Source organism: Streptomyces sp. NPDC020490, from assembly GCF_044335305.1.
GTDB lineage: Bacteria > Actinomycetota > Actinomycetes > Streptomycetales > Streptomycetaceae > Streptomyces.
Window position 1 is genome coordinate 35080 of sequence record NZ_JBIRUY010000051.1, and the last position, 17246, is coordinate 52325.

Genomic DNA, 17246 nt, shown 5'->3' on the forward strand with positions numbered 1-17246 from the left:
CGTCAGTCCTCGTTGTGGATGCGGGCGGACGGCATGGTCAGGCCCGCGTCGAGCGCAGCGTGCTGCACGGGCCGGTAGGCGTCATGCATCTCGTCGTGAGCGGTCTCGACCGCTTCGGAGGCGGCCAGAGACTCCTTGCGCATGTCCTCGGCCTTCTTCTTCAGCAGATCCATCGACTCCGCCAGCCGGTTCATCGCGGCGGATGTGAGGCGGCCGATCACGTTGTTGCGCTCGGCGAGCTCGACGGCGAGTTCCCGCAGCGAGTTGCGGATCTTGACCGCTTTGTCGGCGAGGACCGCGCACTCGTCGTACGTGGTCAGGCACTCGTCCTTGGAGTCCGCCAGGGCGTCCAGGACGTCGTCGAGTGTCACCTCCGTCAGGTGTTCCGCGGACACCGTGGCCCGTGGGGTGGGGATGGAAACCGGTGATGCGCTCACGCGCACTCCCTTCGTGGTGGGGCTGGTGCCGACGGGCGCAGCGGGCGGCGGCGGTGTCCCAGCCGTCACCGCGGCGGGCTCCCACCGGCGCGCCTGCGCGCCGGGCACGTGCAGCGACTCGACCCGGTACACGGTCTGCCGGCTCGGGTCGGTGTCCCGCATGGAGTCGTAGGCGCTGCGCCGTCCGCTGAATGTCCCGCCCGGGCCGGTCGACGACGTCCCCGCCGATCCGGTCGACGACGTCCCCGTGGGTCCGGTCGACGGCGCGCCCGCCGAGCTGGTCGACGACGTCGACGTGGTCGGCTTCGTGCCGGCTTTGGCATTCGGCTTCTTGAACCGGTGTTTCTTCTTCGCCCTCGGGCCCTTGGGCCCGGTCGGCTTCTTCGGCGATGTCGCGGTGCCGGTGCCGGTCCCCGCTGCGGCGCCGGACGACGTGGCACCGGGTTCGGGCTTCTTCTTGCGTTTCTTGACCGTGCTCAGGATCGGCGGCGCGAGATTCTTGCGGCGCTTCTTCAGCCGCCGCCGGGCTGCCTTCGCCGCGGCCTGGCCCAGCGTGGTGCGCCCGGCGTCGGTGGCCGCGGCCTTCTCCGTCTTCTTGCGCCTAGCCTCGGCTCGTGCCTCGCGCTGCTGCTGCTTGGCTTCGAACCGGGCGTCGCGGGCCTTCTCCTTCCTGTCGCCCTTCGCCTCGATACGGGCGTTGCGGACCTTGCCCTTCGCGGCCTGGCGGGCTTCCTTCTCCGCGTGCTTCCGGTCGCGAGCCGCATCGTGGTCCTTCGCCCGGTTCTCCAGCCGGGCCGCCTGCCGGTCCGCGCGCCGCTGGCTCTTCGCGCCCTGCCGTGCGGCGGCTCGCTCCTGGCGACCGCGGGCCCGCTCCAGCGCCGGGCTGGAGGCTTTCGAGCTGGGCGACTTGCCGCCGGAGAGAGACTTGATCCCCGCCCCGGAGCCGTTCTTGCCGCCCTTGCCGGTGCCGGCCGAGCCGGTGCCGGTGGACGTCTTACCGCCGCCGGACTTGCCCGGGCTGGTCTTCGCTCCGGGCCCGGTGCCCGTCGTGCCGGACTTCGTACCGCGACCGGGTCCGGTACCGGTGCCGCGACCGCCGCTCGAGCCGGAGCTTTTGCCGCCTCCTGAGCCCAGTGAGCTGCGGCCACTGGCGAGGGCCTTGCGGCCGTACTCCTGGCTGGAGGGGATCTTGCTGCGCTTCTGCGCGGCCTTGTCTCCGATGCCCTGCATGGCCAAGGCGTGCTTGGCGGCCGCCTCCTCACCTGCGAGCTTGTGCTTGAGGCGGGCCTCGCGCAGCGGCGCGAGTTCCTCGGCGCGTTCCATACGCCGCTGGCGCCAGTCATGCAGCACCGTGGCGGTGCCGCGCAGGGCGGCGAGGGCGATGGCCAGCGTCGCCGCCAGGCCCAGCGCCGCCAGGCCCGGCTCCTGCGGGTCGTCGCCGTCGCCGTCGCCGTCGTCGCCGTCGACCAGGCCCTCGGACCGCACGACCGTGGCCGTGGTCGGCGGGTGGGCCGGGGCGGGCGGCAGGCCCGGTGGCCCGGCACCGAGCGCGAGCAGCGAGTCGGTGGCCGACCGGCGCGAGCGGGCCGGAAGTGTTCCGGCCCCGTCGTCGTCCACCGGTGCCGGGGAAGCGGCGGGCGGAGGCGGCGGGGCCGCAGGGGGTGCCGGCGGTGCGGCACCGGGAATCGGAGGGAGGCCCGGCGGGGGGCTGCTGCCCCTCGGCCGGAGGGAGAGGACGTTGTTCTCGCCGTTCCGGTTGTCGTCTGACACGACTGCTCCAGGGGTTGACAGAGGGTGACCGGATCGGAGATCCTCGCGCGCCCACGCGCCCGTACGCCCGCGCGCCCGCCTTGGGGACTCCGATCCGGCCCGCCCGCCGTGGTGATGATGGTGATGACGATTACGTGCGGTCACCACCGCTGTGGCGCTGCACCCAGTTCTCCAAGGTGCGCGCCAGGTCCTGCCACGGTTCCGGATCGCCCTGCGCGGCCCTCGCCTTGCAGATCGAACGGACCCGGTCCCACCACGCGTCGACCAGGCCGGCGTCGCCGCGCAGCTCGACCTGGCGGCGCTGACGCTCCAGCCAGTGCTGGTGCTTCTTGGCCTCGCGGGCATCCTTGATCGTCGGCATGTGGTTCAGGCTCCCTTCTCGAACAGGTCGTTCACGCCGCGGATCCGCGATGGCGCTGCCGCACCCGGCTGACCTGCGCTTTCACTGTCGGTGGCCTTCTCTCCGCTGCTGGGGGCCATCGCGGTGCGGGTCTTGTGCAGGCTCTTGGCCGCGAACTCGCCGGCGCCCTGGCGCCGTGCGGCCTTCCTGGCGGCCTTCTCGGCCCGCTGGATGGGCAATGACGCGATCTCCCGGACGTGGTCGGCGTAGGCCAGGCGCAGCGACTCGGCGGCCTGCGCTGAGTCCCTGGCCGCCTTGACCAGGGCCTTCATGTGCTTGTCCACCTTCCGGGCGCGCCACCGGGCAGACCACTTGCTGTCGCCCTCGACGGTCTGGGACCTCAGCGCGGTCTGGAAGGCAGCCCGGGCCGCCTCGTACGCGCTGAGGTCGGCGTTGTGCTCGCGCTGGCGGTCCACCGTCCAGGAGGTCAAGTGCTGCAGGTTCAGCAGCGGCCGGAACTCCGCCGGGACGCGGTTGACGACCTCGGGGCTGACGTGCTCGATCTCGGACACGGGATGGTTCTCCTCTCGGGGGAAGGGGCCCGCCGACTGTCGGGGGGCAGGACGGGCCCGGCCCGCGGCGTACTCGCCGCGCCGCATCAGGAGCGGACGGCACGGATCTGGTTGCGGACCCACTCGGGGTCCAGGCCGCCGAACTCGGCGGCGAGAGCGGTAGGCGACGGGGTCTCGCCCGCCGTGAGGATCTCGGCGGCGCGGGCCCGTACCGCGGCCCGTACCTCGGGGCCGGGGGCACCGGGCTTGCTGCTCTTACCGGTGCGCCTACCGCCCCGGTTACCGCCACCGGTAGAGCGCGGATTACCGCTCCCGGTGGGAGCCGGATTACCGGTCGGGTTACCGCTGCCGGTAGCCCCGCCGTCACCGCTTCGGTTACCGCTGCCGGCAGAAGCCGGGTTACCGGTGCCGCTACCGGTCTCCTCACCGGTGACCGGCTCCTCCTGGTCGGCCCCGTCGTCCTCCGCCGCGTGGTCGTCCATGAGCTTGTGGACGCGCCAGACGACCGCGACGAACATGGTCACGACGGCGATGATGAGGAAGGTCTTGCCGTCGGCCTCCGGGATGGCGAGGTGGTACGTGATGTTCGCGCCGAGCATCAGCAGCAGCGCCGGGTACACGTCCTTCTCGCGCTTGAAGGCGACGACGCAGTAGATGTCGATGCACACCGGCAGCAGTGGGGAGAACGGCCCAAAGCCGACCATCTTGGCCAGGTGGTACTCGCCGGTGGCGGCCAGGCCGATCGCGGCGAACAGCGCCAGCCAGACCATCAGGTCCCAGAACTTGCGGGCCAAGTTGCGCTTGCGCTTGGCCCACGACTTCTTCCGGGCCGCCGCCGCGCGGGCCTTGGCCAGTTCCGCCTCGGCACTGCGCTGCAGCTTCTCGGCCCGGGCCTGGGCCTCGACCGCGTCCTTCATCACCGCGGTCTTCTCCCGCTCGGCGCCGGCCACGATCGCCTGCGCCCGCTTGCGGGCCTCGGCCTCGGCCTTGCTCCGCGTCTCCTCCAACTCGGCGGTCAACGCCTCGCGTTGCTCCTGGCGGCGGCGCTCGTGCTGCTCGCCGAGCGCCCGGAACTCCTTCTCGATCTCTGCCCGGGCCTGCTCGACCTCCTTGCGGTGGTCCTCCAGCTCGGCCTGGATGGCCGCGCGTCGTTCGGCGAGCTCCTCGTTCAGCTCCAGCAGCGCCGTACGGCGGGCAAGGTCGGTCTCGGCGGCGACCGCCGCGTGTGCGGCCGCCGTCTCGTTCGCCTGTTCCTGGGCCTCCCCGAGGATCCGCGCCGCGTCCGCCAGAGCGGTGCGGTAGGCGGCCTCGGCGGAGGCCCGGCGAAGGGCGGCGAGTTCGACCGCCTGCTGCTCTGCCTCGGCAAGCAGCGTCCGGGCCTGCTCCTCGGCGGCCGTCGTGATCTCCTCGGCCGTCCGCTGCGCGTCGGCACGGGCGGCGTCGAGCAGGTCGCGGGCCTCCTGGCCGGCGGCGGCGCGCATGCTGTCCGTCTCCTCGGCGGCCCGGCGCAGTCGCTTCCCGGCCTCCTCGGTGGCCTCGGCCAGGACCTGCCTGGCGTCGGCGGCCGCCGCCTGCCGGATCGTGCGGGCCGTCTCCTCGGCCCGGTGGCGCAGCCGCGCCGCCTCGTCGGCGGCCTGCCGACGGGCGAGGTCGAGGGTGTCGGCGGCCCGGTCCATCAGGTCGGCTGCCCGGTCCCGCATGTCCGCGAGCCGGGCCTCCGCCTCGTCCCGCACCTCCTTGCTCGGCGGCACGGGGGCCGGTCGGCGCTGCGGCGGGGGTGTCGTCGTCTGGGCCGACGGCTTGCGCGCCGCCGTCTTCTTCCGGGTGCTGCGGGTGCGGGGGGCCGCCACGCGAGCTCCTTTCATGCGGGTGGCCGCCTCCCGGCGGCCACCTGTTGTGCGGTGCGGTCCGTTCTTCAGCCCCGGGCGAGGCGGGCGGCCAGCCGGTCGACCGCGCCGACGGCGCGACGCCCGAACCTCTCGATCTGCTGCCGGAACAGCAGGTCACCGCCGTAGCGCAGGCGGTTCTCCGCCCGGACGAGCGGCCCCCGCCCCACCCTCTCCAGGTGGTCGTCCACCCTCGTGTGCTGCTGTCCGCGAACCGCGGACGCCAGCTCGGCGACCGTGTACAGGGCGACGATGTAGGCGAACAGGGCCACCGCCACCGTGCGGCGCCGGGCCTTGTGGCGCAGGCTGCCGACCGGGCCGTGCGCGAGGGCGATCTCGACCAGGTTCTGGTGGACCTCCCAGTCCACCGACGACCAGGTCGTGACGTCCCCGTGGTCCTGGCGGAAGCGCTCGATGTTCAGCGCGGGCTTGCTGACCAGCGTGTTCATGCGGTGGCCTCCTCTTCTCCGCCCCGGATCAGGGCCTCGCGTGCGGTGCGGATGTGCTCGGCCACCTCGTGCGGCAGCTCGGTCGGGTCGATCTCCTGCAGCAGCTCGACCGCGAGGTGGCGGCGCAGGATGTGAACCTGGAGGTCGTCGACGATCCCGTCCAGGCGCTCCAGCACCTGGTCGCGGTCGCTGTGCACGGTCTGCAGGGCGAACAGGGCGGCCGCGCAGTGCACGGTCGCGGTGTCGGCGGCGTCGGCCTTCTCGCGCAGCTCGTCGAGCACGCTGGTCCGGACGACGCGGAAGGGGAATCGCAGCTTCACTTGCGTCCCCCGATCCCGGACATCGCCCGGCCGTGACGCTGCAGTTGGGCCTGCGCCTGGAGGCGGGCGGCCTCGGCACGCCGAGCGGCCTCGGCGGCGTCCTTGGCCGCCTGCTCCTGGGCGCTCACGCGACCCGGTCCGTGTGCTCGTCGCCGTCGGCGTACGCGTCGAAGTCGACGTCGACCGCGGCGACCAGGGCCTCGATCTGCTCGACGGTGATCTGCGAGCTGTCGACGAGGACGCGCAGGCCCACGTTGCCCTGGCACATCGTCCCGGCGATCCGGAAGCCGGCCTCGGTCCGGGTGATGCCGCTGTGCTCCAATTCCTTCACCAGGGTCGGCAGCAGGTGCGCGGCCTCCTTGCGGATGGCCAAGTCCGCCACGATCTCGCCCGGGCGGACCGTCACGGCGACCTCGACGCCGAGCTTCGAGAGGTCCTGAACCTCCTCGAACACCGACCACGCCTCGGCGACGACGTCGTGGACTCCCTCGGACACAGCCTGGGGGCGCAGCGGAGCGGCGTTGGTTACTGCGATGATGGTCATGCGGATCGATTCCTTTGCTCTGGAGATCCGTGGACCCCCGGCACATATGGCGTTCCAGCGCCGTGTCGGGGGTCGCGCCGTACAGAGCCGGCGCGGTGGGCGAACGGGGAGTCGAACCCCTGCTCCTGCGAAGCCCCGCCTGGGGTCCGCCCTTTCTGACCTCGGGTGTTGGATGCCGCCGGGCCACGCCCCCAAGGGAGGCCACGCCCGGCGGATCCGGCCCAAATCGCATCTGATGGCACGCTGTTGAGTTCTCAAGGTGCGAGCGGCCATCCAGCCTGTCCCTCGCGGGAGGGCCGGTTCTGAAGCCGCCGATAGGCGCTTGAAGTACAGGTATAGCCAACGCGACACATCAATTTAGCGCCCTAAACCGACCGCGCACCGAAACCATAGGACTCCATTCCGCAGCGAGTCAACCACCTTGAACGCTTGCGGTTTAGTGAGGTAAACATGAGGCACGAAGGGAGGCCCGGATGGAAAGAGGACGGGACGTTGCTCCGCTGACCGAGCTGCAGGAGCAACTCCATGCAGCGTTCGACGTCGCTTTGTCCCAGCTCAAAGAGCTGGCAGACCCTCTGGTGAGGGCCAAGGCTGCCCATGGGCTCGTCGCTCGTGTGCAGGACTACGGCACCGAGATCCAGGCTGTCCGCAACGAGGCGATGAACGAGACCCTGCGGGTCGGGGCACTGAACAGCACGCAGCTCGCTGCGGAACTCGGCATCAGCAAGGGGCGAGTGAGCCAGCTCGCGAAGGGTGCTCCCCCGGAGCGTCTGTTTCTCGGCTCGGGGAAGGTCATCGTGGCGCTCGCCGAGAAGCTGGAGGACGGCAAGCTGCACGACGGCCGGGACAAGCGGGTCCAGGGCCCTGTGATCGCCACGGAGGACTTCCAGACCTACGAACGTCTGCGGGAGTTGGCCGAGGACGTCGGCTTGGAGATCACCTTCGAACGGATCCCGCTCGGGGGCAACGTGCGGCTCAACCGCAACAACCTGGTGGTCATCTGCGGCCCCCGGCTGTCGCCCCTGATCGAGCAGATCCTCGAAAGTGACCCTCACCTGCGGTTCGACAAGGACGACGAGGGCTGGTTCCTGACCGACCGGAAGACCGGCGAGGTCTACCGGTCGCCGATGGACCATGGCGGCAACAGCGACGTCGCGTATTTCGGCCGGCTCCCGCGCCCCGACGGCCAGGGCACGTTCCTCTACATCGCCGGCATCCACGCCCGCGGTTCCGGCGGCGTCGTTCACTGGCTCAACCACGAGCTGGCCAACGTTCACCGCGAGTTGAAGGCGAAGCGCTTCTCGACTCTCATCTCCAGCACCTTCGACCCCGACACCCTGGAGATCACCTCCAGCCGGCGCATCACGCCGTTCTACCGCCCGGAGGGGTGACGTGCAGGTATCCGTGGCATCGGCCCAAGGTGTGGGCGCTGCGAACGAGGACACGGTCCACGTGAGCCCCACCGGGGTCGTCGTACTGGACGGCCTGTCCGCCCCGAAGGACCTGCCCATGGGGTGCGTGCACGGCACCCCATGGTTCGTACGACAGCTCGGCACCAGACTGATCAACCTGATCGGCGACGACGAAGTGTCTCTCCGCGAGGCCCTCCGTAGCGCAATCACTGAGGTCAACGACCTGCACCGCGACACCTGCGCCCTGGACCAGGAGGCCGTCCCCGCCTCGACCGTGGTGATGATCCGCGAGCGCGGCGGCCTCCTCGACTACCTGGTGCTCTCCGACAACGTCCTGGTGCTCGACCTCGGCACTGACGGGATCAGGGCCATCGTCGACAAACGTGTGGAGGAAGTCGCGGCCGACGAGATGCGGGCAGCTCTGCAGGGGCCGACCGGCACTCCTGAGCATGCCGCCCGCGTGTCGCAGCTCGTCACCGTCCAACGGCGTCTTCGCAACAAGCCCGGCGGCTACTGGGTGGCATCCACCGATCCGGCGGCCGCCGACGAGGCCATCACCGGTTCTGTCGATCTTGCCCGTGTGCAGCGGGCCGCACTGCTCACCGACGGTGCCAGCCGCCTCGTCGACTCGTTCGGTGCCCTCACCTGGGCCGAACTTCTCACGCTCCTGCGCACCGAGGGCCCAGCAGCCCTGATCGCCCACACACGTGAGGCCGAACTCGCTGACCCCGTGGGGGAAAGGTGGCCCCGGTTCAAGCGCTCTGACGACGCCACCGCCGCATACGTCGAGATCGGACGGGCCGTGCCTCTCTCCTCTGCCGCCCAGCGGCTGGAGCGGGGCACCGGGTCGTCGTGGGGAGCGGGCGAGCGATCAGACAGCCACACGGCCGCTCTGACGGCCGCTCCGCCGGACGTCGCGGCCGCGCTGGGCGTCAAGACCGGCGCCGAGGTGATCCGCCGGACCCGCGTCTACCGAGAAAGGCACGGCATCGTCGCCCACTCGACGTCCTGGATCCCGCAGGAATTCGCGCGGGCCGCCCCGGAACTCCTGCGCGGGGAGCGCCTGCAGAGCGGGACGTCTCTCGACGTCATCGCCCGCACGACTGGCCGCCGGGCCGTGAAGCGCGACGACGAGACCTCCGCTCGAATCGCAACGCCCGAAGACAGGGAGCTCCTGGAGCTGGCTCCCGGCAGCGCTGAGGCGATCCTCATGCTGACGGCTCTGTTCCGCGACCGCGAGGATCGGCCCCTCGAGTACGGCGTGGACCTGGGCGCTCCCGGCCGGACCCGCGTCGAGACCTCGGACGTGGCTCTGTGAAGCCTCCCCGCGTCCCACGGTGCGTCCTGATGGCAGGCTTGCCCGGCTCGGGCAGAACGACGCTCTCCCGCGAGTCGGAGCGCCGGGGCTTCCTGCGCCTGTGCCCGGACGAGCGGGTCTGGCAGGAGCACGGCCACTACGGGCGGCTCTTCCCGCGTGGGGAGTACCGCGTCCGGGAGCGCCCGATCCCCGAACAGATCGCCGCCGAGCTGCACACTGCCCTCGCCGCCGGCCATGACGTCGTCGTGGACCACGGCTTCTGGACGGTCGACGAGCGCGAGGCATGGCGCAAAGTCGCCGAGCAGGCCGACGCCGAGGTCGTGCTCCTGTACCTTCCCGGCGGCCACGAGACCTTGTGGGACCGGATCAAGGAGCGCAACGAGGCGACCTACGACGACCCGAACGCCATGTACTTCAGCGAGGACGACCTGCGGCGCCACGCCAGCCGCTTCGCCCCTCCAGGCCCGGACGAACCCCACCTGTTCTACGACGGGCGCCCTGCGACGGCGCTCAGCGCGCTGTGCTGCGACGACTCGCCGGAATCGGCCAGCTGACCCCACGAAACCGCCGAAGGGAGGATGATGACCCGCAAAACGCGAACAGGCCCCCGTGGGGGCCTGCCGGTCGCGCTCGCCGGTTGTGGTGGTCGGCGCCGCGATCAAGCACCTGAATGGGAGGTGCCTGCGATGGTCAGCAGGCTACGCGTGCCCACTGGCAGTGAGCCAGCGGGACACGTCGACACGCCGCCTGCGGCCCGTGCCTCCCGTGTGGCAGGACGGCTTCGCAAGGTCTCTCCCGGCAACCGGGATCTCGGAGTATCCGCCCTGGACACCCGGTACAGCACCACACCGGCGTCCGGCACGATCACCGGATACGCCGACACTCCATACCAGCTCATCGCCGGTTTCCCCAATCGGCGGAGGGATTACACCATGGTCGTCATGCACGCGCGCGCCCCGTAACGCCGAGGGCCGCCCCTGCGCCAACAGGAGCGGCCCTCGAACAGAACTTCCGACTCAGCCCCTAGCCATAGTGCCTGAGTCGTGCGTCGGCGGTAACGCCGGGCTCCCGACCCCTCGAGGCCCGGTCACCACTGACCAGAGTAACCGGCCGACCTGGTTCTACGCAGCACCACTCGTAGGCACGTCCGGTTACCTGGTGATCACCGACGTGCGGCTCTCTACCCCGATTGGGAGAGATCGCACCTTATGCACCGCCCCCTCCGGCTGGCCTCCGCGGAGGCCGCGACAGCAACCGTCGCGGCCTCGTACGAAGGCGCCGTGACGACGACTTCGATGCCGAATCGCGGCATGAGCTGGGCAAACGATGGTGTCCGCTCTGGCACGTACAACGCCCGAGTGACCAAGCCTCCCGCACCCACGCACTCCCTCTCCGGCCTGTCTGCTCCTGCCGCGTCGGCGGTGGCCCGATGAGCACCCAGGGACAGGCTTGGGTCGACAAGGTCGGCATCAAGGGATGCAAGAACTCGGGCGAGCTCCTGGTCCTGATCCGCGTGGGCAACCACGTCGGCGGTGACATGCGTGGCTGCTTCGCCAAGGCCGCCACGCTCGCCGAGGAGTGCCTGATGGGCGAGTCCACGGTTCTCAAGCACCTGCGTGCCCTCAAGGCCGCCGGCGTGCTGCTGCCGGGCGACGCGAAACTCGTCAGCCACATCCGGGCCGACAAGCGCCCGCCGGTCTACGACCTCGCCGGCGGCCACGAGAGCGGTTGCCCCGGCGGGCACCCCTCCGACGTCCTGTGCGAGACCGTCATGGCGGCGGGTGCTCGATCTGAACACCCGCCGAAGGGAGCACCGGCAACGGGTGCTCGATCTGAACACCCGCCGAAAAAGCGCAGGTCAGCGGGTGTCCGATCTGAGCACCCGACCCCTGATGCGGGTGTTACGGGTGTTCAAATCGATGCGTCACGGGTGTTCAAATCGAGCGGTAGAAGTAATAAGGAAGTGAAACTTCCTCTCTCTGTACCGGCGGGTGGTCTGAACGGCCTGTCGTCGTCGGGCTCTCCGAGCCAGGACGAGAGAGAGAACTTGGCTTCGCCGGAAGGCACCAGCCCCGTCCCGGCTGCTGCCGAGTCCGCGACCGCCGCCGTCGTCGTGGAAGCGTGGACCAACGGCATGAAGGCCGGTGGGCGCCAGCTCCTGCCGAAGCGCGCGGCCGCCATCGGTGCCGAGGCTGCCGAGCTTCTCGCTGCTGGCCATGACCTTGACCACCTGTGCCGGGTGGCCGAGTGGATGGGCCGGGTCAAGCCGACCTGGAAGGTCCTCGAGGACGCAATGACCTACCCCGATGCCCCGCAGCTGTCGCTGCCTGCTCCGAGGCCCGCCCCGAAGGGCCCCGCGACCGCGATGTGCGTGCAGCACCCGGCCTTCATCGAGGGCGACTGCCCGCGGTGCCGCCTCGCAGAGCGGGAGCGGCAGCAGCGCAGCGGGTCCGGGCCTGCGCCGATCGACGGTGCCGGCCTGCTGGCCCGGCTGCGTGCCGGGCAGCCCGTGTGACCCCGTACCGACTCCCGAACACGCCTGTGGCGGCCGCTCCCGTCAAGAACCGGCCGCCACAGAAGATCTCACCAAGGAGATCCGCATGACCATCGTCGCACCTCACGCCGCTCCTGACGACGGCTTCGACCGCTCCGGCCGGGACGGCTTCGAGCGCACCCCGCCGAACGACGTCAGCGCCGAACAGTCGGCGCTCGGCGGCCAGATGCTGAGCAAGGACGCCATTGCCGACGTCCTGGACACCCCGCTGCAGCAGCGGGACTACTACAAGCCCGCGCACGAGACGATCCAGGCCGCGATCCTGTACCTGTACGGCAAGGGTGAGCCGGTTGACCCGATCACCGTGAGCGCCGAGCTGACCAAACGCGGTGACATCACCAAGGTCGGCGGCGCCTCCTACCTGCACACGCTGGTGCAGACCGTGCCGACGGCGGCGAACGCGGCGTACTACGCCGAGATCGTCCACTCCCTGGCCGTCCGCCGCCGCCTCATCCAGGCCAGCACACGGATCGCCCAGGTCGCCTACTCCGGTGAGGGCGAGCTGGACGACGTCCGCAGTGCGGTGGAGGCCGAGGTCCTCGACGCCCTGGCGACGCGTGAGCAGTCCGCCGGCTACGCCTACGTCCGCGAGGACGTACCCGACTTCTGGGACCAGCTCGACGCCCGGATGAAGGGCACCGGCAAGATGACCGGCATCCCCACCGGCTTCCTCGACCTGGACGCGATGACCAACGGCCTGCAGTCCGGCCAGCTCGTCGTCATCGGCGCCCGTCCGGCCATGGGCAAGTCGACCCTCGCCTTGGACATCGCCCGCTCCGCCTCCATCAAGCACGGGTTGACCGCGGCGTTCTTCTCCCTGGAGATGGGCCGCTCCGAGATCACCCAGCGGCTCTACAGCGCCGAGTCCCAGGTAGCCCTGCACCACATCCGTGCCGGTTCGGTCACCGAGGACGACCTCACCCGCATGGCCAGGCGGACGCCCGCCATCGAGGGCGCCCCACTGATCGTGGACGACTCCCCGAACCTGTCGCTGACCGAGATCCGCTCCCGGGCCCGGCGCATCAAGCAGGCCAAGGGCGGCCTGGACCTGCTGATCGTGGACTACCTTCAGCTCATGCAGTCCGGTGCCGGCCGCCGTGCCGAGAATCGCCAGCAGGAGGTCTCCGAGATCTCCCGCAACCTCAAGCTGCTGGCCAAGGAGTTGGAGATCCCGGTCATCGCCCTGTCCCAGCTCAACCGCGGCCCCGAGCAGCGCACCGACAAGCGCCCGCAGATCAGCGAGCTGCGCGAGTCCGGCTCGATCGAGCAGGACGCGGACATGGTGATCCTGCTGCACCGCGAGGACGCGTACGAGAAGGAGTCGCCCCGCTCCGGCGAAGCCGACCTGATCGTCGCCAAGCACCGCAACGGTCCCACCGCGACGGTGACCGTGGCCTTCCAGGGGCACTACAGCCGGTTCGTCGACATGGCCTCAGGGGCGGCCTGACCTGCTCTCAGAAGCCGTTGCCCGTACCGATCTCGAAGGCTGTCGATCGAACGGGAGTCTCGATCGGGTGATCGCGGGCCCTGCCCGGCATGAGAGCAGGGCCTGGCGGTATACGGGAAAAGTCCAGGGGAGCGGACGGCCGCGCACTGCTACGGTCGGGCGCCATGAGCTGGCTTCCCGATGACTTCGTCCACCCCGTCCTGGTACCGCTGCCGGGCGGTGGCCATCACCTGCGGCCGATCCGGGAGGCGGACACCCCGCTCGACTATCCGGCTGTGATGGGTTCTCGCGAGCGGCTGTGGACCACCTTCGGCCCGGCCTGGGGCTGGCCCGCGGCCACCATGACCTACGAGGCCGACCAAGCCGACCTGTTGCGGCACGAGAAGGAGATCGCCGCACACCAGTCCTTCAACTACGCGCTGTTCGACACGGCGGAGACAGCTCTGCTCGGCTGTGTCTACATCGACCCACCGGAGAGGGCAGGCGCGGACGGCGAGATCTCCTGGTGGGTGGTGGACGAGCTGGTGGGCAGCAAGGTCGAGCAGGCCCTCGACGCGCTGGTGCCGCAGTGGATCGCCGCCGACTGGCCGTTCGAGCAGCCGCGCTTCCTCGGCCGCGAGATCTCCTGGTCGGACTGGCTCGCCCTGCCCGAGCATCCCGACACGTGAGTGGTTGTTGCCCGTACCGATCTCGAAGGTTGTCGATCGAACGGGAGTTCCGCGGCAGCCATTGAGGACGTCGACATCGCCGCCGCGGCGGGTGCGGTAGTCGTTGCGCTTGATCCGGATGACGTTGCCGTGGCCAGCTCCAGGTCACCGTCGACCAGATCGCCGACGGCGCGCTGCAGCACGGCTATGCGATGACCATCGCGGCAGCCCAGGGGCTCACCTGTGATTGCACCCTGGTCTACGGCGTCGGCGCGGACGCGAACAGCCTCTACCCGGCGCTCTCCCGCGACCGGATCGCCACCCACCTGTGGCTGCCCGCCGATGTCGTCGAGAGCGACGAGACCCGCCGCCGCCTCGGCGAGCGCAGAGCGACCAGGAGCTGCTGGACCGCGCGGTCGCCGCGTACGCCGACTCCCTGGAGCGCGACAACGACGACCGCATGGTGTCCGGTGAGTTTGCGGCCGCGCCCGAGGCGCAGCCCGCGGTGCCGATTCCGCACCAGGTGCAGCCCGAGCACGAACGCGTCGTCGACGAGGCGGAGCGGCGCCCGGCCCCCCGAGCCGGCCGACGCCGCCGAGCAGCGTTCCGCGGCCGTACGTGAGGACCCGGGTGACGGCGGCACCGAGGGCGCCCGCACCCACCCGGAAGCCGCTCAGGAGGCCGCACAGGCCACTGCGGAGCACGAGGTGGAGCCGAGCGCCGAGGGTCGCGCGGTGGTCCGCCAGGCACAGCTAGGTGTCCTGCGGGAGCGTCTACAGGGCGACGGCACCCCGGAGCTGACCGACGAGCAGAAGGCCCGCCTGGAGAAGCTGCTCGCCGCCGGGTTCGCCTCGCGCGCCGAGCAGCAGCCCGAGCCGGAGTTCGAGGCGTGCCGCGACCGCCCGTACGGTCACGTCGGCACCCAGCGGCTCACGTCGCTGATTGCTGAGCGGACCGCGCAGGCCCGCCGTGCCGAGCGCCTGGCCGCCGACCTCGCCCGCCAGGCCGAGGCCAAGCGTGAGGCCCTGGCTGTGACCGTCACGCCCGGCCTGGAGCGGGCCCGCGAGGTCGCCGAGGTCCTGGACCGCGCCGACCAGCTCGCGCTACCGCGTCTTCGCTCGCGGTCATGATGTGCCCGGGCACTGACATGGCACGCTGCGGAATCCGGACGCGTGAGCACGTGCCGCACAAGCGCGTGAGCCTTGCCACTCAGTGATCCGGCGCGCCGCTGGGGGGCATCGCCGTTCGACGGTGGGGGGCGACTACCGTTCGCCGGTGCGTTTGGGTCGGGCGCCCCGGCGGTGTTCTCGTCCTGTGGCTTGTCCACGAGGCCCTGGTCGTCGATTCCTCCTTTCCGTACCCGCGGAATGCAGTCCGATTGGGGTCGGAATATTTGACTTTCCGTTGCGGAAGGATGCGTGGTGGGGGCTCCTGCCGGTAACAGGAGCCCCCTGTTCCGCCCGTTGTTGTACTGCCGCGCCCAGGAAGGGAGAGGGGGACGGCGTTTTTTGAGGGCGGGGTTCCGCCTGTTCAGCTCATCATCGCGTGTGCCGCAACGCAAGATCTTCCGTGTTCGGGATGGGTTCCGGACCGTTCGGAACGGAAAATGTGCAGGTCAGAGGCATATGGGCGGCTGTGGTGGTGCTGCGAAGGTATGGGCTGTGGCCGGTGTCCAGCTGATCCGTCCGGGTGATGGGCGGATGATCCGCCGGACGGTTCCATACGCCGCGCTTTTCGAGTGGAAAAGGATTCCGAAATCGAGCGGTGATTGTCCGGAGTGATTCCGGTTGAGCTGAAGGGTTTTCCTCGGCTGCGGCCAAGGCAGAGACTGGGTGATGGCCGCATCACAGCCGGTAACTGGATGCGGTGCCGTTTGGCGATCTTCGCCGTGCCCAGGGAGGGGAACAACTGTGTCAGTACGCATTAACCGGTCCCGGCGCCGCCGAGAGGCGGTGCCCGTGGACCACGCGCAGTGCGGCGCGAGCCTCACGCCGGTCCAGCGGATCACCGTCTTCACGGTCATCCTGCTGGTGGTGATCATCCTCGTGTGCAGCGGGCAGCCCGCGTGCGACGTCATCGGGCTGGTCGCGGCGGCCGGAGCCGCCGCCGCGCAGATCGGCCCCTGGCTGAGCGGACAGCGCCCGGCCGTCGGTTCTGCCGGGGGTGCGTGATGAAACTGCCGGGAGGCTGGCTTGGCGCGCGGGGCAAGCAGGGCAAGGGGCCCGAGCCGCTGCGGGTGCGCAACCAGAAGCAGTTCCGGGACGCGCTGAACCAGCTGCGCGGGGGCAAGAGCTACCAGGCCATCGCGACGGCCAGCAAAGGGGGCCTGTCGACCACCACGGTCCACACCGTGCTGACCAAGGACGCGCTGCCCACCCAGGACTTCGTGGTCAAGTACCTGCCGGCCTGCGGGCTGGGCGAGGCGGACCAGGAGGAGTGGCTGAGGTGCTGGGAGGCGCTGAGCAAACAGCCCGTGCCGCCCACCGCACACAGCAGGCGCTGGGAGGGCCTGCTGGGCGGTGGCCGCAGGCGGCTGCGCGCCGGCCTGGCGGCCGGCACCGCGCTCCTTGTCGCCACCGCCGCCATCGTGGCCTGGCAGGTGCACAAGGGGAACGTGGACAACTTCACGAGCCAGCACTGCGGCACGTCCAACCCGGACCTGGTGACCGGGAAGGACCGGGAGTGCACGGGCGTCACCGACGGCAGCGACGGCTCGGCTGTCTTCGGCGACGACCTCAAGCCCGTCATGGAGGCCATCGCCGCGGAAAACAGCGACGTCACCGACGGCGGTGACTACGTGACGTTCGCTTTTCTCACACCGCTGAGCTCCACGGACGCCAACGCGCTGACCGTGGGCCAGTACGTGGCCGAACTCGAGGGCGCCTACACGGCGGTGGAGGAAGAGAACAAAAAGGACAGCAGGCCGAAGATCCGGCTGCTGGTGGCGTCGATGGGCAGCTCCGAGCTGGCATGGAAGGCGGCCGTCGACAAACTGAAGGCCCGCAAGGATGCGGAGCACCTGGTAGCGGTGGCCGGGCTGGGGCTGTCCCAGCAGGAAACGGTCGATGCCGCCCGCGAGCTGAGCAGGGCTGACCTGCCCATGGTCGGGGACCTGATCACCGCGGACGGCTTCGACGCCACCGGCGCCGTCGACGGCAAGGGACCGATCAACGGACTGGCCCGGGTCGCCCTGTCCAACACCGACCAGCTCACCGCGATCAGCAAGGAACTCGGCTCCGGCCGGCGCACCGCCGCCCTGATCAGCACCAAGGTGACCCCCAACGGCACCCGCGACCTCTACACCGAGTCCCTCCAGCACGGCTTCAGGACCATCGCGGACCTGAAGAAGCACCTGGACGCCAACTCCGACTTCGCCTTCGACCCACGCGGCGGGCCCGGCGCCATCCTGCCCACCATCAGCCAGAACTTCTGCAACACCGGCAAGACCATCGACACCGTGAGCCTCCGCCATCTTCGAACGTGCAGTTCAGATGGGGTGGTGTGGGAGCCCTCCGTGGTGCTCCGGCTGGTCGTGGGCGACTGTCTTCGG

Annotated in this window: 16 protein-coding genes and 1 pseudogene; 9 read left to right on the plus strand and 8 right to left on the minus strand. The window is 70.3% G+C overall.

Features of this window, described 5'->3' with window-relative positions; all coding sequences use genetic code 11:
- Positions 1-2: 2 nt before the first annotated feature.
- From ACH4ZX_RS36650 to ACH4ZX_RS36685, 8 genes are all read right to left on the minus strand, one after another.
- On the minus strand, positions 3-2054 hold the full coding sequence (locus ACH4ZX_RS36650) for a hypothetical protein (protein ID WP_398282629.1): 2052 nt from the start codon (positions 2052-2054) through the stop codon (positions 3-5).
- Between the two features lie 283 nt (positions 2055-2337).
- A complete protein-coding gene (locus ACH4ZX_RS36655) occupies positions 2338-2568 on the minus strand; it encodes a hypothetical protein (RefSeq protein ID WP_355934530.1) in 231 nt (76 codons plus the stop codon).
- Positions 2569-2573: 5 nt separating this feature from the next.
- On the minus strand, positions 2574-3119 hold the full coding sequence (locus tag ACH4ZX_RS36660; protein ID WP_398282631.1) for a hypothetical protein: 546 nt from the start codon (positions 3117-3119) through the stop codon (positions 2574-2576).
- Positions 3120-3205: 86 nt separating this feature from the next.
- Positions 3206-4969 (minus strand): hypothetical protein, encoded by a 1764-nt coding sequence (locus ACH4ZX_RS36665; RefSeq protein WP_398282633.1) that lies wholly within the window; start codon positions 4967-4969, stop codon positions 3206-3208.
- 65 nt (positions 4970-5034) lie between these two features.
- Positions 5035-5454, minus strand: a complete 420-nt coding sequence (locus tag ACH4ZX_RS36670) for a hypothetical protein (protein WP_398282635.1) — start codon at positions 5452-5454, stop codon at positions 5035-5037.
- Positions 5451-5774 (minus strand): hypothetical protein, encoded by a 324-nt coding sequence (locus ACH4ZX_RS36675; protein ID WP_398282637.1) that lies wholly within the window; start codon positions 5772-5774, stop codon positions 5451-5453. The genes ACH4ZX_RS36670 and ACH4ZX_RS36675 overlap by 4 nt, the downstream gene beginning before the upstream one ends.
- A complete protein-coding gene (locus tag ACH4ZX_RS36680; RefSeq protein ID WP_398282639.1) occupies positions 5771-5902 on the minus strand; it encodes a hypothetical protein in 132 nt (43 codons plus the stop codon). The genes ACH4ZX_RS36675 and ACH4ZX_RS36680 overlap by 4 nt, the downstream gene beginning before the upstream one ends.
- Positions 5899-6318, minus strand: a complete 420-nt coding sequence (locus ACH4ZX_RS36685) for a hypothetical protein (protein ID WP_398282641.1) — start codon at positions 6316-6318, stop codon at positions 5899-5901. The genes ACH4ZX_RS36680 and ACH4ZX_RS36685 overlap by 4 nt, the downstream gene beginning before the upstream one ends.
- A 473-nt stretch (positions 6319-6791) precedes the next feature.
- On the opposite strand from ACH4ZX_RS36685, the gene ACH4ZX_RS36690 reads away from it, so the two are divergent.
- The 9 genes and pseudogenes from ACH4ZX_RS36690 to ACH4ZX_RS36730 form a co-directional block, all read left to right on the plus strand.
- Complete coding sequence (locus tag ACH4ZX_RS36690) at positions 6792-7709, plus strand: sigma-70 family RNA polymerase sigma factor (RefSeq protein ID WP_398282643.1); 918 nt, start codon at positions 6792-6794, stop codon at positions 7707-7709.
- Positions 7710-7770: 61 nt separating this feature from the next.
- The gene (locus ACH4ZX_RS36695) at positions 7771-9048 is read left to right on the plus strand and encodes a UTRA domain-containing protein (protein WP_398282645.1); all 1278 of its coding nucleotides are present in this window, start codon (positions 7771-7773) and stop codon (positions 9046-9048) included.
- Positions 9045-9602: an AAA family ATPase gene (locus ACH4ZX_RS36700; protein WP_398282647.1), complete on the plus strand. Its 558-nt coding sequence runs from the start codon at positions 9045-9047 to the stop codon at positions 9600-9602. The genes ACH4ZX_RS36695 and ACH4ZX_RS36700 overlap by 4 nt, the downstream gene beginning before the upstream one ends.
- 875 nt (positions 9603-10477) lie before the next feature.
- The gene (locus tag ACH4ZX_RS36705) at positions 10478-11563 is read left to right on the plus strand and encodes a hypothetical protein (RefSeq protein WP_398282649.1); all 1086 of its coding nucleotides are present in this window, start codon (positions 10478-10480) and stop codon (positions 11561-11563) included.
- A gap of 85 nt (positions 11564-11648) precedes the next feature.
- On the plus strand, positions 11649-13049 hold the full coding sequence (gene dnaB, locus ACH4ZX_RS36710) for a replicative DNA helicase (protein ID WP_398282652.1): 1401 nt from the start codon (positions 11649-11651) through the stop codon (positions 13047-13049).
- Between the two features lie 164 nt (positions 13050-13213).
- On the plus strand, positions 13214-13717 hold the full coding sequence (locus ACH4ZX_RS36715; RefSeq protein WP_398282654.1) for an N-acetyltransferase: 504 nt from the start codon (positions 13214-13216) through the stop codon (positions 13715-13717).
- Positions 13718-13908: 191 nt separating this feature from the next.
- On the plus strand, positions 13909-14826 hold the full coding sequence (locus tag ACH4ZX_RS36720) for a hypothetical protein (RefSeq protein ID WP_398282656.1): 918 nt from the start codon (positions 13909-13911) through the stop codon (positions 14824-14826).
- An 828-nt stretch (positions 14827-15654) separates the two neighbouring features.
- Positions 15655-15867, plus strand: coding sequence for a hypothetical protein (locus ACH4ZX_RS36725; RefSeq protein ID WP_398282658.1), 213 nt, complete (start codon positions 15655-15657; stop codon positions 15865-15867).
- Positions 15867-17246, plus strand: a pseudogene (locus tag ACH4ZX_RS36730) (hypothetical protein); the annotation flags it as partial. The gene ACH4ZX_RS36725 and the pseudogene ACH4ZX_RS36730, both read left to right, overlap by 1 nt.